Origin of the sequence: Candidatus Bathyanammoxibius amoris (genome assembly GCA_024451685.1) — a bacterium.
Taxonomy (GTDB): domain Bacteria; phylum Planctomycetota; class Brocadiia; order Brocadiales; family Bathyanammoxibiaceae; genus Bathyanammoxibius; species Bathyanammoxibius amoris.
The window spans coordinates 102052-120866 of the sequence record JAMXCW010000002.1; the positions used below are offsets into that span (position 1 = coordinate 102052).

Genomic DNA, 18815 nt, shown 5'->3' on the forward strand with positions numbered 1-18815 from the left:
ACGAAAGAGTACGGACAGATATGCCACCTGAACATCTCCTTACTGTAGCAGACTTATCTCTTGATGACATAGACAAGATCTTCAACATGACCGGGGAGATGAAGTCTTCGCCGGCCAGGGGGGACGGGACGAAACCCCTTGATGGGAGGACCCTGGCGCTGGTGTTCGAGAAGAGTTCGCTCAGGACGCGGGTGTCTTTTGACGTAGCCATGAGGCAGTTAGGAGGAGGGGTTACCTATCTGAGCCATCAGGATATAGACCTGGGTCACCGCGAATCGGTCAAGGACGTCGCCACGACCCTTTCAAGGTACGTGGACGCAATAGCCGTCAGAACCTTTGCCCACAAGACCGTGCTGGAGATGGCGAAGGACTCCACCGTACCGGTAATCAACGCCCTCTCCGACTACGCCCATCCCTGCCAGGCGCTGACGGACCTGTATACGATTATGGAAAAGCGCGGGACACTTAAGGACGTGAAGGTCTCATTTGTCGGCGACGGCAACAACGTGGCCCGCTCCCTCGCGCTCCTTTGCGCACGGTTGGGCGTTGCCTTCCGCGTCGCCTCTCCAAAGGGGTACGAACTGGACAGGGGATTTCTCGACACGCTGAAAACGCTGGCAGAGGGAAACTCCCTGACGCTCAGCAATGACCCGAAGGAAGTGGCCCGGGATGCCGACGTCCTCTATACGGATTCCTGGGTGAGCATGGGGCAGGAGGCGGAGGCGGAAAAGAGGCGAAGGGATTTTAGGAATTACCGTGTTGACGCCGCACTGGTGGCGCTGGCAAAGGGGGATGCGCTGGTTATGCACTGCCTTCCCGCCCACCGCGGCGAAGAGATAACGAGCGAGGTATTGGACGGCCCCAATTCCATCGTGTACGACCAGGCGGAAAATCGCCTGCACGTGCAGAAGGCGATACTAAAACTACTACTTCTTCCAGACAGGAAATGACATGAGAGCAAACGGCAGAAAACCGGACGAACTCAGACCTGTGGTTATACACAGGGGCTACACGAAGTATGCCGCAGGTTCTGTGCTGATAGAGATGGGAGACACAAGGGTAATCTGTACCGCCAGTGTAGAGGACGGGGTTCCCCGTCACCGCCTGGGCAGCGGGCATGGCTGGATAACGGCGGAGTACTCACTCCTTCCGGGCTCCACCAGTACCCGCACCACCAGGGAAGTAAGCCGGGGCCGTATTAACGGGCGCACACAGGAGATACAACGCCTTATCGGCAGGTGCATGAGGGCGGTGGCCGATATGACAAAACTCGGCGAAAGGACTATATGGATCGACTGCGACGTCATTCAGGCCGACGGGGGGACCCGCACCGCCGCCATAACCGGCGCATACGTGGCCCTCGTAGACGCCCTTAATAAAATGAAAAAAAGGGAATTAATTCGCCAACTACCCCTGAAAGACACCGTCGCTGCGGTGAGCACTGGACTTGTAAACAACGAGGTGCTGCTGGATATGGACTACCGCGAAGACGTCGCCGCACAGGTGGACATGAACATCGTCATGACCGGTAACGGGAAATTCATTGAGATACAGGGTACCGGGGAGGAGCACACGTACAGCGACGGCCAGCTGACCGAGATGCTTGCAGTGGCCAGGAAGGGTATCGCGGAACTGACCGGACTGCAGAAAGAGGCATTGGGCGGTATAGAAACAACTTCGACTCCCTAGAAGAATCTAGCCGTAGAAATCTCATCTCCTGGTTACGTCTCGACAAAAGGGCTTGACGAAGAATCGGCTATTAATATCGTGCGCCAGATACTCATAGGCACAACCAACCCGCATAAACTCAAGGAGGTTCGTGAAATCCTCCGTGACCTGCCCGTAGAACTCATCAGCCCTGAGAAACTCGCCCAACTGCCTGAAATTATCGAAGACGGCCATACCTTCAGCGAGAATGCCGTCAAAAAGGCCGTGGAGTGGGCAAAGGCAACAGGTTACTGTACTATGGCCGATGACTCAGGGCTTGAGGTGGATGCCCTGGGCGGCGAACCGGGCGTATTTTCCGCCCGGTATGGAGGCAAAAACACCACGTATGAGGACAACAACATAAAACTCCTTAACGCCCTTGAGGGCGTACCAACAGCCCGGCGCACCGCAAGATTTCACTGCACTATTGCGCTCGCCAGGCCGGAGGGTCTCATCTTCGTAGTAGAGGGGGAATGCGCCGGAATAATAGCCGAAGGGCCCAGGGGCAGTCACGGGTTCGGCTACGACCCGGTCTTCTACGTTCCTGAATGCGGCAAGACCTTCGCCGAACTGGGACCGGAGATAAAGAACCAGATGAGCCACCGCACCCGCGCACTCAAGAAATTCGGGGAAAGATTGTTGAGGTTGCTGGACACAATGCCCTCTTCATCCTGACAGGATATGCACACCCACCCTGCAACATTATAGGGGCATCCGCCCGCCCCAAAAATGGCGAATTTCCAACCTAAGGCGGACAACGTGTCCCTGCTTCAGCCAACTCAATTTGACTTCAACCCGTGTTTGTGTTAGCGTATAATGTTTTATAAGTCAGTATCTTGGGACAATTATAATGGCGTTTTATTGTCGTGTAGTACCCCAAATTCTTGTTGCGCTTAATTGCATGGGCGGGGTAACCCCACCCCTGCTCTTAACATAATATTATGGACACAAAACAGATACGGAATTTTTGCATAATCGCCCACATAGACCACGGCAAGAGCACCCTGGCCGACAGGCTGCTTGAGTACACCCAGACCTTGAGCTCCAGGGAGCTAAGGGAACAGGTCCTTGACAATATGGACCTTGAGCGCGAGAGGGGCATAACCATAAAGGCCAGCACCGTCACGCTTACGCACATGAGAGACGGCAGGGAGTACGTGTTAAATCTTATCGACACACCGGGGCACGTGGACTTCAGTTACGAGGTAAGCCGGAGTCTCGCCGCCTGCGAGGGTGCGCTTCTGCTGGTAGACGCTTCCCAGGGCGTTGAGGCCCAGACGGTTGCCAACACCTTTCTGGCGCGGGACCACAACCTTAAGATAATACCCGCCGTAAACAAGACAGACCTGCAGCAGGCAAGGCCGGAAGAGGTAATTGAGGAGATGGAGCACACGCTGGACATCTTGCCCGAAGAGGTAATTCGTGTCAGCGCAAAGACAGGGTCAGGGGTGGAGGACATCTTAGAGGCCATTATCGAACGGGTACCACCGCCCAAGGGCGATAGCGCCGGGCCTCTGCGCGCGCTCATATTCGATTCAGTATATGACGGGTACCGCGGGGTCATTGTTTACGTCCGCATCTTTGACGGCTCTCTGACCCCCGGCGACAAGGTCTACATGATGAAAAAGGACCGGACGTTTGAGGTCGCCGAGGTCGGTATATTTAAGCCCGGCATGACCGCCACCGACAAACTCGGGACGGGGGAGGTCGGCTATTTCGTAGCGAACATAAAGACCATACAGGACGTGGAGGTTGGCGACACGATAACGAATTCCAGGGAAAGGGCCCACAAGCCCCTGCCCGGCTACAAGAAGCCCCTTCCTATGGTGTACTGCGGCCTGTACCCCACGATGGATACAGACCTTGTGCCCCTGAGGGCTGCGCTGGAGAAACTGGCCCTTAACGACTCTTCCTTTACCTTTGAACCGGAGCAATCGCTTGCCCTGGGCTTCGGTTTCCGCTGCGGGTTTTTGGGGCTCCTCCATATGGAGATAGTCCAGGAGAGGCTGGAGAGGGAAAGTAACGTCAATCTCATACAGACCGCCCCCAGTGTAACCTACGAGATCCTTACCAGAAACGGCGATGTGCTTACTATAGACAATCCGGAGAAAGTGCCACCCACAACAGAGATAGCGGAATTCCGCGAGCCGATTGTAAACATCAATATCATATTCCCCGTAGAATTTATGGGTGCGGTTATGCAACTGGCCAAAGAACGACACGGGAAATATAAGAAGACGGAATATCTCAGCCAGAAGCGCGTGATGCTCAGTTATGAGCTTCCCCTGGTGGAGATGATATTTGATCTCCACGACAGATTGAAATCCGCCACCAGAGGTTACGGGACACTCGACTACACCTTCACAGGCTACAAACCCGCAGACCTCGTGAAGCTGGACATACTTGTAGGCGGCAGGAAAGTCGACGCCCTGTCCTCCGTCGTACACAGGGGCGAGGCGCACAGCAGGGGAAAAAAGTTTGTAAAGAAACTGAGGAAGGAGATTCCCCGGCACATGTTTGAGGTGGCGATTCAGGCGGCTGTCGGTTCGAGGGTAATAGCACGCGAGACCATTACGCCCCTGAGGAAGAACGTAACCGCCAAATGCTACGGTGGTGACGTCACCAGAAAGAGAAAATTGCTGGAGAAACAAAAGGCCGGCAAGAAACGCATGAAAAATATTGGCAGTGTGGAGATACCCCAGGAGGCTTTTCTCTCAGTAATGGCAACCAACAATGAATAAGGACAAAACCGGTATGGTCTCAAGGGTCCTGAACTGGTTCAGGGCGGCCGACGAGGAGCAACAAGAAAAATCCCGCTTCCATATAATAAGGGAGAACGTCCAGTGGATCGCCATTTCAATCATCATCGCCCTGGGCATACGCTATTTTATAATGGAGGCCTTTAAGATACCGACCGGGTCAATGGCCCCGACCCTCGTAGGGGTACATAAACACGTCGAATGCCCGAATTGCGGATGGAATTTCACAAGAGACCACCACAGTTCAAAGGCAACATGCCCCAACTGCCTCTTTCAGACCAGTGTGTACAAAAATAAATCCCGCGGCGGGAACAGGATATTTGTAAGCAAGCTTACCTATAATTTCCATGAGCCCGAGAGATGGGATGTAATAGTCTTCAAGTACCCGCTTGTGGACGTCAGGTGTAAGGACTGCGGTTATGTTATGTTTGACAAGATATCGGCTGAGGGGATGAAGTGCGAGAAATGTGGTTCGACCAGGCTTAAATACAAGCGGAAAAACTACATTAAACGTCTCGTGGGACTGTCTGGTGAAGAAATCCAAATAAAGGGTGGCGACATATTCATAAACGGCAAGGTCGCGACAAAACCCAAAAAGACACAGGAAGACCTCTGGGTGCCGGTATACGACAGCACGTACCCTCCAAAGGAAGTAGTCGCCCCATCCTGGAACTTTGACGTTGAGTATTGGGAAAATGACAAGAAAAGTCTGTTCCTCGACCTTTCACAGGCGGGGGGTAAGACCTCCTTTGCCTCCTTTGCCAGAAGGCTTCTCGACTCCTACGCGTACAACAATTTGACCGGCGCAAACGTAGTGGGGGACCTGAGACTGAAGATGTCCCTGACCGTTCAAAAGGGCTCCGGCAACATATGTCTTGTTTTAGAAAGAGACCAGGACGTCTTTCAGGCCTGCATACCCGTCCAGGGTTTGTTGGGGGAGAAATGCACCCTGAAACGTTCTCAGGAGACACTGGCACAGACCGACGCATATCTGATTCCGGGGCATAGACACGAAGTAGACTTTTACCATGTAGACGGCACTCTGCGGCTTATGCTTGACGGGAAACAAGTGTTGTCTTATGATGACAATTCAGATGACCCTGGTTACGGAAAACAGCTTTCTCGGAGCGGGATAAAGATAGGCGGCAAAGACGTTGCCTGCAGGTTTGAGGAAATTGAGATATTTAGGGACATATATTACAGCTCCAACCTGACAGCGGGCCGCTGGGCCATCTCCGCGCCACTTAGAATTGGTGGGAACGAGTATTTTGTCCTAGGTGATAACAGCATGAACAGCAAGGACAGCAGGGTATGGAAGTTTTTCCATGAGACCGACATTGTGGGCAAGGCGTTCTTTATCTTCTGGCCGCTGAGCGGCATTGGGGCGATCAGGTGAAACTGCTAGATACTCTGGGACTTACAAAGATATACGGTAAGAGGGTGGTCTTGAACTCTCTTGACATCACAGTCAGCAGCGGCCAGATTGTGGGTCTTCTGGGCCACAACGGCGCCGGCAAAAGCACCGCCTTCAACAGCATAATAGGCATAACCCGCCCCGACAGAGGCAGGGTATTCTTTAAAGGTACAGACATAACAAAACTCGCCATATACCGGCGTGCCCGGATGGGACTTGGATACCTGTGTCAGGAAACGTCTGTATTTCAAAGACTGACGGTTGTGGAAAACATCCTGGCCGTTCTTGAGGCCAGGAAGTTCTCTCGCGCAGACAGACGCAGCAGGGCCGAGCGGCTTCTGATAGACTTTGGTCTCCCGCACCTCGCGAAGAAAAAGGCCTTCACCTTATCCGGCGGTGAGAAGAGGCGCCTGGAGATTGCCCGTTGCCTGGCCGGAGACCCGGCGCTTATCATGCTCGACGAACCTTTCTCGGGGATTGACCCCATCGCCGTAGCCGAATTACAGGCAATGGTGCTCGGCCTCAAGAACAAAAATATCGGTATCCTCATCACCGACCACAACGTAAGGGAAGCCCTGTCAATTACGGACTACTCCTACATCCTCAACCAGGGCGTGGTGATAACAAAGGGCTCTACCGCCGATATCGTCAGTGACCCCATGGCCATAGAGTGTTACCTCGGTGAAGGCTTTTCCGTGGAAAAGAAGATTGCCGCCCCACCCACCCTTGACCGGGACACAGCGCAAAGAATGCAAACAGAACGGCCTGCCCAAAAACTCAGAATCATTAAGCCGTAATGGGACCCAACAACCTTGCCAAACTGTTCGTATTTACCGGACTCTTCTTCCTGCTAATGGGACTCTCGCTCTTCATAGGAGACAAGATCCCTCTCGTCGGCAGGCTCCCGGGAGACATCTTATTGGAGAAGAAGAATTTCAAGCTGTACTTCCCGTTCGGCACCTGTGTACTTCTCAGCATACTGTTAACCCTCTTCTTCGGGCTCTTCGGCGGCTTTATGAAGAGGTAAGAGCGTTGGTAGGCCTCGCGTCTCTTCAATCCTCAAAAATACGCCCGGCACACCCCCCACCGCAGAATTATCGCGCTGGCAGGTACACCTTTTAAGAAACAAATATGTCTATCAGGGTGAAGACCATCAGTGCGAGGCTGATAAATCCATTTACCGTGAAGAAGGCCACGTCGACTCTGGAGAGATCGTCCGGTTTCACAAGGGAGTGCTCGTAGAAGAGCAGTACCGCAGTAACGCATACACCCAGCAGGTAGACGCTGCCCAGCGTGGTATATCTTGTAAGCAACAGTAACAACGCCACCATAATGACGTGAAGCAACAGGGAAACTCTCAGAGCGTTTTTTATGCCCAGCGTCTTGGGTATGGAATGCAGCCCCATCCGTATGTCATGCTCGACGTCCTGGCAGGAGTAGATTATATCGAAACCCGCCGTCCAGAGCAGCACGGCCGCGGCCAACAGGCACGGGGCGACGTCAAAGCTGGCACGTATCGCGACCCAGGCCCCAAGCGGGGCCAGTGCCAGGGCAAGGCCCAGGATAAAGTGAGAGAAACTGCTAAGCCTCTTTGTATATGAATACAACAGAACTACAGCCAGGGCGACCGGAGAGAGATACAGCGTAAGCCTGTTAAGCGACGCCGCAAATACCACGAACCCCAGCACGCAGGCCAGCGTAAACACCCAGAGCGTCGAACGTCCCAGCTCCGTCTGCAGGACGGTCCATTTCCTGGTCCTTGGGTTTGTGGCGTCGTAGCGAAAGTCCGCCAGCCTGTTAAAGCCCATGGCGCAGCTCCTTGCCATCACCAGGGCCCCAAGTATAAGCAGGAGCGGCTTCAGCGCAGGCATGCCCCCGGCCGCAAGAAACGCGCTCATCACCGCAAAGGGTACGGAAAATATTGTGTGGGGAAATTTGATAAGCTCAAGAAGACTAAGGGCCTTCTCATAGAACCCCGGCCCCCTCACTCCTCCTGAATACACCCTCTTGTCCTCTCCCGGGCCCATATCTCGAGACTCCCCGGTGTATTATGAGCTATGTTCTGCTTTAACAGAAGTCGCCCCAAGTTTTACCTTCATAGCATTAAGCTCTTGCAAGATTTCCCGGGGCAGGCGGTCGCCAAACTGAAGTAAGAACTTTTCTATATCTTCCAGCTCCTGCTGCCAGTCCTGCGGGTGAATCTCGAATAATTTTTCAAGTCTTCCTTTGGGAATATCTAATCCTTCCAGGTCTAAATCCCTTAAATGCGGGACATATCCCAAAGGTGTTTCTTCAGCTTCAACACGGTTATTCACCCTGTCCAGTATCCACTTTAATACGCGGACGTTCTCCCCGAATCCGGGCCAGATGAACTCCCCTTCCTCGTCCACCCTGAACCAGTTAACTGAAAATATCTTCGGGGGAGAGGCCAGCTTTTTCCCCATGTCAAGCCAATGCCTGAAGTAATCGCCCATGTGATAACCACAAAAGGGAAGCATGGCCATGGGATCTCTTCTTACCACACCTATTTGATGAGCGGCGGCGGCGGTAGTCTCAGAACCCGTTCTGGCGCCCGCAAATACACCGTGTTGCCAGTTAAAGCTCTCTGTCACCAGGGGTATAAGCTGCGACCTTCTTCCTCCCAGGATTATCGCCGAGATGGGAACGCCCATGGGGTTATCCAGCTCCGGCGAGACTGTGGGGCAGTTATATATAGATACGGTAAACCTGCAATTGGGGTGTGCGGCAGTTGTCCCCTTTGAACTATCCCAGGGTTTACCCTGCCAATCCAATAGATTCTCCGGCACGGGACCATCCATCCCTTCCCACCAGGGTTCGTTTGTATCCGCGTTCAGGGCGGTATTTGTATAAAGGGTGGGATAGAATTTATTCGCCTTTAGTGTCCTCATCATGTTGGGGTTGCTCTTCATGGAGGTTCCCGGCACCACCCCGAAGAAGCCAGCCTCAGGGTTGATGGCGTAGAGCCTGCCGTCATGACCGACATTTAACCAGGAAATGTCATCCCCCACGGTCCATATCTTGTAGCCGGGGAGTGTGGACTCCAGCATGGCCATGTTGGTCTTCCCGCAGGCTGAAGGCATTGCGGCGGTAACATAGGTAACATTACCCTGGGGGTCCTCGATGCCGATAATCAGCATATGTTCGGCCAGCCATCCTTCTTTCAAGGCCAGGCAGGAGGCCATTCTCAAGGCAAAACACTTCTTCCCCAGCAGGGCGTTTCCTCCGTAACCGGAGCCAAAGCTCCAGATTAGATTATCCTCGGGGAAATGCATAATAAACCGCCTGTCAGGGTCGAGGTCTCCCACAGAATGGAGCCCCTTTGCAAAGTCCTGATTGTTTCCAATCTTCTCCACTGCAAGGCTTCCCACCCGGGCCATTATTCTCATATTTACGGCTACGTAGCAACTGTCAGTAAGCTGAACGCAAGCCTTTGCGTAAGGTGAGTCGGGGTGCCCCATTGTGTAGGGTATAACATACATAGTCCTTCCCTGCATACAGCCTCTGGATAATTCGGTAAGGCGGGCCTTCGCCTCTTCGGGCGCCATCCAGTTATTGTTCGGGCCTGCGGCCTCTTTGTCTTTGTGACAGACAAAGGTCAGGTGTTCGGTACGTGCTACGTCGGTGGGATGACTGCGATGCAAATAACAGTTTGGATACGTCTCCGGGTTCAGTTCATAAAATACCTGACGTCCCCCAAGCTTCTCTTCTTTTATCCCTATCTCAATGAGCCTGTGAGCCTCTTCCTCCGAACCGTTGCACCAGTAAATTTTATCCGGTTTGGTAAGTCCGGCGATATCTTCAACCCATTTCTCAAGGTGTGTAGGCACAATTTTAGTCCTTTCTCAAATACACTCTACAGGCTACAGGCAAAATTTTGGAAGGCGCATTGTACCTGCTTCCTGCCCTTTTGGCAAGACAGTTAAGGGCTCAGGGTTCCAGTCACATATTTCCAGACACATATATAGAACTTGACTTAATTAAAAAAACTGATAAAAACTAAGAAGACACGGAGGAGTCAGTAAATCAGGTTCCTGCCCGCCGCCTCAAGGACAAACCTGTTCTCAGGAAGCCTTTGAATGCGGCTGGATCCTGCACCGTCAATATGGGTAATGGTACCTCCCGTTGAAAGCTGGCATCCTGTTATCTGCAATCCGGTACCATGCTTAAAGGTTTTCCATTGGTAAATTACTACGAGGTTCTACAGGTAGCCGAAGGGGCCTGTACCGAAGAAATAAAACGCTCGTTCAGGAAGCTGGTCAAGGAATACCATCCCGACAAGAACGGCAACAAACCCTGGGCGGAAGCAAAGGTCAAGCAGGTGATTCAGGCCTACAAGATGCTTGGCGATGAGTCCCGCCGAAGCCATTATGACAAGATGTATGGTTTTCAGAAGGACAACGGCAACGGCAGGGTACTGGAAAAATGGCAGAACACCGCCAATTTTCAGGCGAGGACCATCCTTATTGACCTCCTGGACGGCAGGGGGAAACAGGCGCTTGAGAACTATGCGCACCTGAAGAAGGAAGAGGATAACTCCGACCCCCTGTCTTATTACTCCTTCAAGGACTTCGTAGACTGCACATTTCTCCTTGGCGAAGAGTGTGAGAAACAGAAGAGGTACGCCGAGGCCCTTGAGTTCTATGAGGACGCATACCTGCGCCTGGAACGGGGAACGAAGAGGACGTATCTGATTGACGAACTCAAAGACCGTATCCAGAAGATATACTGCCGGCGTCTGGCCAGGCGCGCCGGTTCGAAAGAGGCAATCGCCTACTACGAAAAGGCGCTGGAGCTGAAGCTCGACAGGAGCGAGTCCGCCCATATGTACAAGAAGATGGCCGAATGTTACCTGAAGCTGGGGGATTATTATTCCGCCGTGATGCATCTGAATCTGGCACTTTCACTGAAGCCCAACCTGAGGGGCGTGCAAAGGGTCTGCGATAAGCTTGCCCCGCATATTCCTTTGAACGGACTCGCCTCAAAACACACCGCAAGTGAAAAGAGATGACACCGTCATCCTGGAGACGTCTCTTCCCGGCCTGACCCTCTTCAAAAAGGGAAAGGTCAGAGACGTGTACGAACTCAACGGCAACCTGCTCTTCATTGCCACCGACAGGGTCTCAGTCTTCGACGTGGTAATCCCCACCGGCATCCCTTATAAAGGACGGGTGCTGACGGCCCTCTCCGAGTTCTGGTTCAATAAACTCGCGCACATAACACCGTCCCATTTCATCACCTCCGACATTAAAGAGATGGGCCGGGGACTTGAACTCTTCGGCGATGTCCTGGGGCGAACGGTGAGCGACGTCCTCGAGGGCAGGAGCATGCTGGTCGAAAAAACACAACCCCTGCCCGTTGAGTGCGTGGTCAGGGGGTATCTCGCCGGCTCCGGCCTCAAGGAATACCGGGAGACGGGACGCATCCAGGACATAGAACTCCCCGCCGGACTCAGAGAATCAGAAAAACTGTCAGAACCCATCTTTACCCCCGCCACCAAGGCCGAGACCGGCCACGACGAGAATATACCCGTCTCCCGGATGGAAGACATAGTGGGCATCGATGTAACACGTGAGGCCATTGACAAGAGCATGGAAATATTCGTTGCGGGCAGCGAGTACGCGCTTGAGCGGGGAATAATCCTCGCCGACGCCAAGTTCGAATGGGGATTTTTGAACGACAGACTCATACTGATAGACGAGGTGTTCACCCCCGACTCGTCCCGGTTCTGGCCCCTTGAGGGCTACAGCCCGGGCCGCCCCCAGCCCTCGTTTGACAAGCAGTACGTCAGGGATTTTTTGGAATCCACCGACTGGGACAAGACCCCGCCCGCGCCGCCCCTTCCTGATGAGATAGTGAAAAAGACCACCGAGAAATATTTAGAGGCCTACACCCGCCTCACCGGCAAATCCATGTCGTAGTCTGTCTTTCCCGGTAGACGGCACACAACAACCTTTACGGTCGTTGATTTACTGCTCTGTCAACGAAGTAAAATGCGCCAGAGGCGAATCTGCCTTTGGCACGGCTTCGTTGTCTACCTTCCGTAAAAAATTCCCTCCCCCTTGAGGGGGGAGGCCAGGTGGGGGTGAATGCCACCCTCCCTTGAGGACAGCCCCTGTGGCTGTCCGCACGGGTTTATATTGTAGCTGCTCGATTCATCGAGCCGAAGGCAAAAAAGCCCCATAAATGGGGCAGCTACAGGGCAGGCGCAAGACCTGCCCCTACAGCACACGATTTGTACGCAGGGTGCGTCTGAACACACCCTGACGCTATGGGTTATACAATCATATAACCTATAAATAAATAAAAATCTTGCCCTCAGAAAATAACAAGATTAGAATACTTTTAAAGGAAAGGCTTTAAATATAGGGCGAAGAATATACAGCACTTATGAGAAAAAATCCGGCCTGTCTACTATCGTTCTTACTAACATCCCTCTTGCTGTGTTCGCACTTCATAACCGCGCAGGAGGAGGCTCCACGGGAGGCAAAGGTTTTCGTAATCGCCCTTGAGGGCATGATTGACGGGGGTCTCTACAGCTCCGTCGAGAGGCGGACAAAAATCGCCCTGGAAGAAAACCCATCGCTCATAATATTCGAGATAGACACGTACGGCGGGCGGCTCGAACCCGCCTTTGAGATATCCGAGCATATCGCGGACATCCCGGAGGAGACAAAGACCGTGGCCTATATACCCAAGAAGGCCATCTCCGCCGGCGCCCTCATAGCCGTCTCCTGCAACGAAATAGTGATGGGACCCCACGCCGAACTGGGCGATTGTGAACCGATTATCCCCTCGGCCGAGGGCGGTTACAAGACCGTGGGCGAAAAGATTCAGACCGTCCTGCGGACAAAATTCCGCAAGTTCGCCGAGAAGAACGGCTACCCCGTCAAGCTGGCCGAGGCCATGGTAACCAGCGAACTGGAAGTCTACCGTATAATCACCGAAGATGCGCCCGAAGGCCGGTTCGTCACCACCAGAGAACTAAAGGAGATGACCGAAGAGGAAACGAAGCAGATAAAATCCAAGAAACTCATCATAGAGAAGGGCAAACTGCTCACCATGCATTCCATCGAGGCCAAGGACTACGGCTTCGCAAAATTTATAGTAAAAAACCGCGACGATCTGTTTGAGCAGTACGGCATAAAGCCGGAGCAGGCGGAAGGCCTTGAGGTCAACTGGTCTGAGGACATGGTGCGCTTTCTGGACAGTATCGCCCCCGTACTACTGGGCGTGGGGCTTGTGGCCATGTGGATGGAGATGAAATCGCCGGGCGTCGGGCTGCCTGGACTGGTAGGGGTACTCTGTTTCGCGACCGTGTTCCTGAGCAAGTACATGGTGGGGCTGGCAGAGGTGCCGGAGATGATTATATTTATGCTGGGCATCATGCTCCTGGGCGTAGAGGTACTCGTGCTTCCGGGTTTCGGGCTTTTCGGTGTTGCGGGCATCCTCACCATGATGCTTGGGCTGGTGCTGGCGTTTCAGGATTTCCTGGTGCCCCAGACTCCTTACAATTATGAGGAACTGCGCGTAAACCTGCTCCAGATACTGGCCAGCATGATAGGAAGCATAGCGGTCATGGCGATACTGGTCAGATACCTGCCGGACATGCCGCTCTTTGGCCGGCTGATACTCAGGACCTCTGAGGAGGCCGCACTTGGCTTTGAGACGGTACCGGTGGCCTCCAAGGAAGACCTTGTAGGCAAGAGAGGCTATGCTATTAGCACACTCAGGCCGTCGGGCAGGGCGGATATTGACGGGGACGTTCTGGACGTCGTCACGCAGGGCGAATTCATCGAGGCCGACCGGATGATAGAGGTGGTGGAGATCCAGGGCAACAGGATCGTGGTAAAACCAATATGAACGGTGCCTGTATTGAGCGTTTCCATCTCTTAACCTCCTTGATAAACGTGGCTAAAGAACAGCCTTTCCCGGCTTAAGCTAAGAGGATTACAACTGGTTTTCGTTGTTCTTCCATTTAACGCTTTTATACTTTGAAGAACAAAAAATTGTGATATACTTCGTATGGTAAAAACCGAGGAAGAAAGAGAAATACTTCGCTCGTACTGACAATTACAAAAAGGGGTGCTGATACATGAAAACCTTCTTCAAAGGAATTTCGTCCTCCATTGTCACCTTTGCAGTAGCAGTTCCAAAACACATTAAAAACCTATTCCGAAAAAAACGCCCGGAAAAAAAAGAACCACAAGGGACACAACCACAACCCACACCTAAACCTTAAAGAAGACAACAACGACGACACAATAAATACAGCCACAGCCTGAACAGCAAGAACAATCCACAGAGAGCGAAGGGGCAGATAAGTCGAGGCCGTTAAGGCTTTTCTTTCTCTTTCTGTTATATAGTTTCTTCAGTTGTAAAAAGGCCTCGAGGCGTTCTTGCATAGTATCCGTCAAATACCGTTTTCATCAACAAACCCCACCTCTTGCCAACACAACCAACATCTGTTAAACTTATGTCAGAAAGACAAATATAAGCATAACAACCATTTACAAAGACACCCCTTAACAGTATGAGTCAGACTGAATTAATCATTTTATTTACGATAGGTCTTGCGGCCGTATTTGCAGAGATACTTATTCCTGGTATGATTGTGGGTATCTGCGGGGCCATCTGCATGCTGGCGAGCATCTACTGGGCCTATCAGGCGGGCGCGACCAACCTGGGACATATTATGGTCGGCGTCAGCATAATATCCGTTCCCATTTTTGTCTTGCTATGGTATAGACTGGCCTCAAGGACCTTTGTCGTAACCGCCTCTGAGGCGGATTTCAACCCGCCCGGCGAGTTTGGCAGGTTCCTGGGCGAAGAAGGCGTAGCAGTAACAAGCCTGCATCCCACGGGCATCGCCAGCGTAGACGGCAAGAGGGTAGACGTGGTAACCCGCGGTGAAATGGTCTCAAAGAATACGAGGATTAAGATAATAGACGTACAGGGAAACAGGGTTATAGTTAAATCCATTTAACCAACGCCTCCCCATGCACTGTTCTAGAGGGCAAAAATGGCAGGGGCGAAAGCCGGTAGGAAGGTAGAATAATGGAACAATTACCTTTTGTGATACCAAAACAATTTGCCGTGATAGGAGTGTTGTTTGGCGGGCTGATACTTCTCATCCTGCTCCTTATGTTGTTTAAGTACGGATGGCTGTACATCCAGGCCCTTGCGTCGGGTGCGCCCGTGTCGCTGATACAATTGGTCGGTATGACCCTCAGGAGGGTTAGAGCGCGGGTGGTGGTGGAGTCGAGGATAATGGCCAAGAAGGCCGGCATTGAGATAGACACCCAGCTCATTGAGGCCCACTACCTGGCCGGAGGCAACGTGATAAACGTCGTATGCTCGCTGATAGCCGCCAACAAGGCCAATATAGACCTTACCTTCAAGCAGGCCTGCGCCATTGACCTCGCGGGCCGTGACGTGCTGGAGGCGGTAAGGACAAGCGTCAACCCCAGGGTCATTGACTGCCCCGACCCCAAAAGGGGGCGGCAGACCATAGACGCCGTGGCCAAGGACGGTATACAGCTCAAGGTGAAGGCCCGCGTAACGGTTCGGGCCCACATGTCCCGGCTGGTCGGAGGCGCTACGGAAGAGACCGTTATCGCGCGCTGTGGAGAAGGCATCGTATCTACCATCGGCTCGGCGGAGAGCCACAAGAGGGTGCTTGAGAACCCGGACCTCATCTCAAAGTCGGTACTGGAAAAGGGGCTCGACGCGGGGACGGCGTTTGAGATACTTTCCATTGATATTGCCGACGTAGATGTTGGAGTGAACATAGGCGCAAAGCTTCAGGGGGACCAGGCCGAGGCTGACAAGCGCGTGGCGCAGGCCGAAGCGGAGAAGCGCAGGGCCATGGCCGTGGCACGCGAGCAGGAGATGGTGGCACTGGTCTCGGAAAATCGCGCCAAGGTGGTGCTTGCCGAGGCCGAGATACCAAAGGCAATCTCCCAGGCGTTCAGGGAAGGCAACCTGGGGGTAATGGACTACTATCAACTCAGGAACATACAGGCCGATACTGATATGAGAAAGTCCATCTCAAAGTCTTCGGATGACACGTCTCAGGCGTAAGGGGTTTTTCTCAGATGGAAAGAGGCATAGACCTTATTATTTGGGCCGTATTGCTGTTGCTCCTCTTCGGGGCAAACCTGATAAAGACGTTCCTCAAATGGCGTGCGGGACAGCGTAAAGAGGCCAGGAAGCCTGTGGCGGACAGGGAACGCCACACCTTCATGGAGGAGTTGAAAAAAACCCTCAAAAAGATGATGCCTCAACAGGAAGGGCCTGAAATAATCGTCGAGGAAGCACCGCCCGAATGGGAGGAAGAATACGTCGAGGGGGAGGCGGTACCGCCTTACCCACCCGTGCCCAAGTCACCTGTTAAAGACGAAGGAAGGGTAACACTGACACCTCTGGACACGGTGCTGTCGTTTAGGGAGAGAAAAAAGGTTTCGCTCTCAGAGATGCTCCCGAAGGACAAGTTGCAGAGGGCCATCGTGATGAGCGAGATACTCGGACCTCCAAGGGCTAAGAGAAGGACGCACCGCCTCTTCTAACATATTTTGACATAAGCGACCCTGGATGCTATCCTGTTATCCATCACTCGAAACGTGCCAGAGTGGTGGAACTGGAAGACGCGCTGGACTCAAAATCCAGTGGGCGCAAGCCCGTGTGGGTTCGACTCCCACCTCTGGCACCATCTTAATTATCCCATAAATCTACCCTTTGCTCACCTCAAACACCTCCGGGTTGACAACGTTTTTGGGTCTTTCGCCCCTGAGGCCGGCTAGCAGATTTTCGGCGGCCATTACGGCCATGTTGCGACGGGTCTCGGTGGTAGCGCTGCCGAGATGGGGGGCGAGAACCACGTTATCCAGTTCCCTCAGTCCGGGGGCTAGTTTGGGCTCTTCTTCGTAGACGTCCAGCCCCGCGCCTGCTATCTTTTTGTCCCTCAACGCCTCTACCAGCGCCTTCTCATCTACCACCGGGCCGCGGGAGGTGTTTACCAGGTAGGCGGTCTTTTTCATCAGTGAAAATTCCCTTGCCCCGATTAGATGGTATGTCTCCTGCGTCAGCGGTACGTGCAGGGATACAAAATCACTTTCCCTGAGAAGTGTGTCCAGGTCCACCTGTTTCGCCCCCAGGTCATTCTCAAGGTCTTTCTTTTTGGAACGGCTGAAATACAATACACGCATATTGAAACCGCGGGACATCCGTACCATGGCCCGGCCTATCCTGCCCGCGCCGACAATGCCGAGGGTCTTGCCGCTCAACCCCTCGCCAAGGAGAAGCATAGGTTCCCATCCCCTGAAGCCGTTTGCCTCGCGCATCAGCCTGTCGGCCTCGACTATGCGTCTGGAGATTGAGAGCAGAAGGGCCCACGCCATCTCGGCCGTGGCATCGGTCAGAACGCCGGGAGTGTTTGTGACAATGATACTCCTGCCCGTGGCCTCCTCAACGTCTATATTGTCATATCCCACCGCGTAGTTGGCTATGACCCTCAACGACTTTCCGGCATCCATCAGTTCTTTATCTATCTTCTCGGAGAGGAGGCACAGTATCCCATCCTTGTCCCGGACCTTGTTGAGCAGCTCCTCCCTTGAAACGGGGTTGTGGTCTGCATAGACCTCAAGCCCGGAGCAGGCCGCACTCAAGACATCCAGCCCCTCCTGCGGTATCATCCTCGTAACAAACACCTTGTACATTGTGTACACCCCTCTCAAAAAGTCTCCTAATACCGCGTTGTCATTCTGAGTTTCTTGAGCGAAGAATCTGGCGTTTGTAGCGTTGGAGCTTGCTCCAACGTTGAGCGTGGCAGCAAGCTGCCACGCTACACCTTCTGCCGTTTCACTTCACGCCTGAGGCGGATGGCTGTCCGCGGACAGGCCCGCTCAAAAAATAGCGGGTCCGCGCCCCTGGTGTGAGACAAACCCTATCCCTACGCCGCCTGATGCAGCAAAGAATGACACTTGGGGTATTTTGCAGAGGTCTCTATATATTAACCAGAGGCACGCCGGGGTGCAAGGTGCTGGGGCGTAAAGTTTTTTGCTTCCATTATTGGAAGAGGGTGTAATTTATTTATGTGTAATGTATATTACAGGCCGCCCGTCGTGGTTTCTCGACGCGCGGAAAAGGAAAGGAAGGAATAGATAATGGCCGCAGAAACTAGGGAGTTCAATACATTCAGCGCCCCCCTGAGACGGCTGATCATTGTTCTGGTGCTGGCAGGTCTTGCCTTTGCCTTATTGAATGGCGTGTGGAACGTGTGGATGTACTCGCTGGTCAAGCCGCTTCCCCACGTTATGGAGGGTGTAGAGATAAAGGGGCGCGAGGTTTTGATCCAGTTGCTTATAGCCAGTTACATGGGAGGCCTCGGGAGCATAATCTTCTGCCTGAAGTCCCTGTCGGAGCCTGTGACTACTCAGGAAGAAGGGACGGACTGGGCCTACCTGTTCCGTCCGATATATGGAGCGGTAATGGCCCTTGTATTTTTCATGCTAATAAGGGGAGGGCCAATTGCCTTCACCGGCGGCAACGCAGAGTTATCCTGTATGGCCGGGGCGTCAACGGGGCAGGACGATAGTCAGACACTGATGCAGCTTGACCTGCTACGCGCGTATGCCGGCGGTATAGGCGGTCTGGTCAGGATGTTTGCCCATGAGGGTATGGATAAGCTCCAAGAGGTCTCTGAGACGCTGTTTGGCCGGGGCGGAAGAAGTAGATATCAACGCTGATTAGACCTCAAGGTAGTGTTATCTGTGCGGTGAAGGCGGGGGTATTACGGTTGCGGGGTCACTAATCACATTGGCCGGCGCTTTGCCGTCCGGCTCCTTCCCCGGTTTGGTTTACGGCCCTTGTTGATCTTGACCCTCCTGCTCCACTTGAGATGGTCTCTCTTCTTATCC

The 18815-nt window shown here is 53.2% G+C and carries 17 protein-coding genes and 1 tRNA gene; 15 read left to right on the forward strand and 3 right to left on the reverse strand.

Going from position 1 to position 18815, the window contains the following annotated elements; all coding sequences use genetic code 11:
• The first annotated feature begins 20 nt into the window (after positions 1 to 20).
• The 7 genes from argF to NOU37_01935 all read left to right on the forward strand — a co-directional run bounded on the left by argF (position 21) and on the right by NOU37_01935 (position 6907).
• Positions 21 to 950, forward strand: a complete 930-nt coding sequence (gene argF / locus NOU37_01905) for an ornithine carbamoyltransferase (GenBank protein ID MCQ4573988.1) — start codon at positions 21 to 23, stop codon at positions 948 to 950.
• Between the two features lies 1 nt (position 951).
• On the forward strand, positions 952 to 1689 hold the full coding sequence (gene rph / locus NOU37_01910) for a ribonuclease PH (GenBank protein ID MCQ4573989.1): 738 nt from the start codon (positions 952 to 954) through the stop codon (positions 1687 to 1689).
• A gap of 78 nt (positions 1690 to 1767) precedes the next feature.
• Positions 1768 to 2382, forward strand: a complete 615-nt coding sequence (locus NOU37_01915) for an XTP/dITP diphosphatase (GenBank protein MCQ4573990.1) — start codon at positions 1768 to 1770, stop codon at positions 2380 to 2382.
• A gap of 266 nt (positions 2383 to 2648) precedes the next feature.
• Positions 2649 to 4448 carry a translation elongation factor 4 gene (gene lepA, locus NOU37_01920; GenBank protein ID MCQ4573991.1) on the forward strand — a complete coding sequence of 600 codons (1800 nt, stop codon included), beginning with the start codon at positions 2649 to 2651 and terminating at the stop codon, positions 4446 to 4448.
• Positions 4441 to 5862, forward strand: coding sequence for a S26 family signal peptidase (locus NOU37_01925; GenBank protein MCQ4573992.1), 1422 nt, complete (start codon positions 4441 to 4443; stop codon positions 5860 to 5862). Before lepA ends, NOU37_01925 begins: the two co-directional genes overlap by 8 nt.
• Positions 5859 to 6677 carry an LPS export ABC transporter ATP-binding protein gene (lptB, locus tag NOU37_01930; GenBank protein ID MCQ4573993.1) on the forward strand — a complete coding sequence of 273 codons (819 nt, stop codon included), beginning with the start codon at positions 5859 to 5861 and terminating at the stop codon, positions 6675 to 6677. Before NOU37_01925 ends, lptB begins: the two co-directional genes overlap by 4 nt.
• Entirely contained in the window at positions 6677 to 6907 is a 231-nt protein-coding gene (locus NOU37_01935) for a DUF2905 domain-containing protein (GenBank protein MCQ4573994.1), read from the forward strand. Before lptB ends, NOU37_01935 begins: the two co-directional genes overlap by 1 nt.
• Before the next feature lie 91 nt (positions 6908 to 6998).
• Here NOU37_01935 and ubiA read toward each other — a convergent pair whose 3' ends face one another.
• Positions 6999 to 7907: a putative 4-hydroxybenzoate polyprenyltransferase gene (ubiA, locus tag NOU37_01940; GenBank protein MCQ4573995.1), complete on the reverse strand. Its 909-nt coding sequence runs from the start codon at positions 7905 to 7907 to the stop codon at positions 6999 to 7001.
• A 21-nt stretch (positions 7908 to 7928) separates the two neighbouring features.
• On the reverse strand, positions 7929 to 9728 hold the full coding sequence (locus NOU37_01945; GenBank protein ID MCQ4573996.1) for a phosphoenolpyruvate carboxykinase (GTP): 1800 nt from the start codon (positions 9726 to 9728) through the stop codon (positions 7929 to 7931).
• Positions 9729 to 10078: 350 nt separating this feature from the next.
• Between NOU37_01945 and NOU37_01950 the strand changes: the two genes are divergently transcribed.
• The 7 genes from NOU37_01950 (at position 10079) to NOU37_01980 (ending at position 16609) form a co-directional block, all read left to right on the forward strand.
• Complete coding sequence (locus NOU37_01950; protein ID MCQ4573997.1) at positions 10079 to 10909, forward strand: DnaJ domain-containing protein; 831 nt, start codon at positions 10079 to 10081, stop codon at positions 10907 to 10909.
• Positions 10896 to 11819, forward strand: a complete 924-nt coding sequence (locus NOU37_01955) for a phosphoribosylaminoimidazolesuccinocarboxamide synthase (GenBank protein ID MCQ4573998.1) — start codon at positions 10896 to 10898, stop codon at positions 11817 to 11819. Before NOU37_01950 ends, NOU37_01955 begins: the two co-directional genes overlap by 14 nt.
• Before the next feature lie 469 nt (positions 11820 to 12288).
• Entirely contained in the window at positions 12289 to 13761 is a 1473-nt protein-coding gene (locus tag NOU37_01960) for a hypothetical protein (protein MCQ4573999.1), read from the forward strand.
• Between the two features lie 670 nt (positions 13762 to 14431).
• Positions 14432 to 14884, forward strand: coding sequence for a hypothetical protein (locus tag NOU37_01965; GenBank protein ID MCQ4574000.1), 453 nt, complete (start codon positions 14432 to 14434; stop codon positions 14882 to 14884).
• Positions 14885 to 14955: 71 nt separating this feature from the next.
• On the forward strand, positions 14956 to 15981 hold the full coding sequence (floA, locus tag NOU37_01970) for a flotillin-like protein FloA (GenBank protein ID MCQ4574001.1): 1026 nt from the start codon (positions 14956 to 14958) through the stop codon (positions 15979 to 15981).
• A gap of 14 nt (positions 15982 to 15995) precedes the next feature.
• A complete protein-coding gene (locus NOU37_01975; GenBank protein MCQ4574002.1) occupies positions 15996 to 16466 on the forward strand; it encodes a hypothetical protein in 471 nt (156 codons plus the stop codon).
• Between the two features lie 56 nt (positions 16467 to 16522).
• Positions 16523 to 16609 (forward strand) — tRNA-Leu (locus NOU37_01980).
• 19 nt (positions 16610 to 16628) lie between these two features.
• Here the strand turns inward: NOU37_01980 and NOU37_01985 are convergent.
• Positions 16629 to 17615, reverse strand: coding sequence for a D-glycerate dehydrogenase (locus NOU37_01985; protein MCQ4574003.1), 987 nt, complete (start codon positions 17613 to 17615; stop codon positions 16629 to 16631).
• Positions 17616 to 18062: 447 nt separating this feature from the next.
• Between NOU37_01985 and NOU37_01990 the strand changes: the two genes are divergently transcribed.
• Positions 18063 to 18644: a hypothetical protein gene (locus NOU37_01990; GenBank protein MCQ4574004.1), complete on the forward strand. Its 582-nt coding sequence runs from the start codon at positions 18063 to 18065 to the stop codon at positions 18642 to 18644.
• The last annotated feature ends 171 nt before the right edge of the window (positions 18645 to 18815 follow it).

Bases quoted from the DNA above. Each gene is read 5' to 3' on its own strand.
- NOU37_01960 (MCQ4573999.1), top strand. From the start codon at position 12,289: ATGAGAAAAAATCCGGCCTGTCTACTATCGTTCTTACTAACATCCCTC.
- NOU37_01925 (MCQ4573992.1), top strand. From the start codon at position 4,441: ATGAATAAGGACAAAACCGGTATGGTCTCAAGGGTCCTGAACTGGTTC.
- lepA (MCQ4573991.1), top strand. From the start codon at position 2,649: ATGGACACAAAACAGATACGGAATTTTTGCATAATCGCCCACATAGAC.
- NOU37_01935 (MCQ4573994.1), top strand. From the start codon at position 6,677: ATGGGACCCAACAACCTTGCCAAACTGTTCGTATTTACCGGACTCTTC.
- argF (MCQ4573988.1), top strand. From the start codon at position 21: ATGCCACCTGAACATCTCCTTACTGTAGCAGACTTATCTCTTGATGAC.
- NOU37_01965 (MCQ4574000.1), top strand. From the start codon at position 14,432: ATGAGTCAGACTGAATTAATCATTTTATTTACGATAGGTCTTGCGGCC.
- NOU37_01990 (MCQ4574004.1), top strand. From the start codon at position 18,063: ATGGCCGCAGAAACTAGGGAGTTCAATACATTCAGCGCCCCCCTGAGA.
- floA (MCQ4574001.1), top strand. From the start codon at position 14,956: ATGGAACAATTACCTTTTGTGATACCAAAACAATTTGCCGTGATAGGA.
- ubiA (MCQ4573995.1), bottom strand. From the start codon at position 7,907: ATGGGCCCGGGAGAGGACAAGAGGGTGTATTCAGGAGGAGTGAGGGGG.
- NOU37_01975 (MCQ4574002.1), top strand. From the start codon at position 15,996: ATGGAAAGAGGCATAGACCTTATTATTTGGGCCGTATTGCTGTTGCTC.
- rph (MCQ4573989.1), top strand. From the start codon at position 952: ATGAGAGCAAACGGCAGAAAACCGGACGAACTCAGACCTGTGGTTATA.
- NOU37_01985 (MCQ4574003.1), bottom strand. From the start codon at position 17,615: ATGTACAAGGTGTTTGTTACGAGGATGATACCGCAGGAGGGGCTGGAT.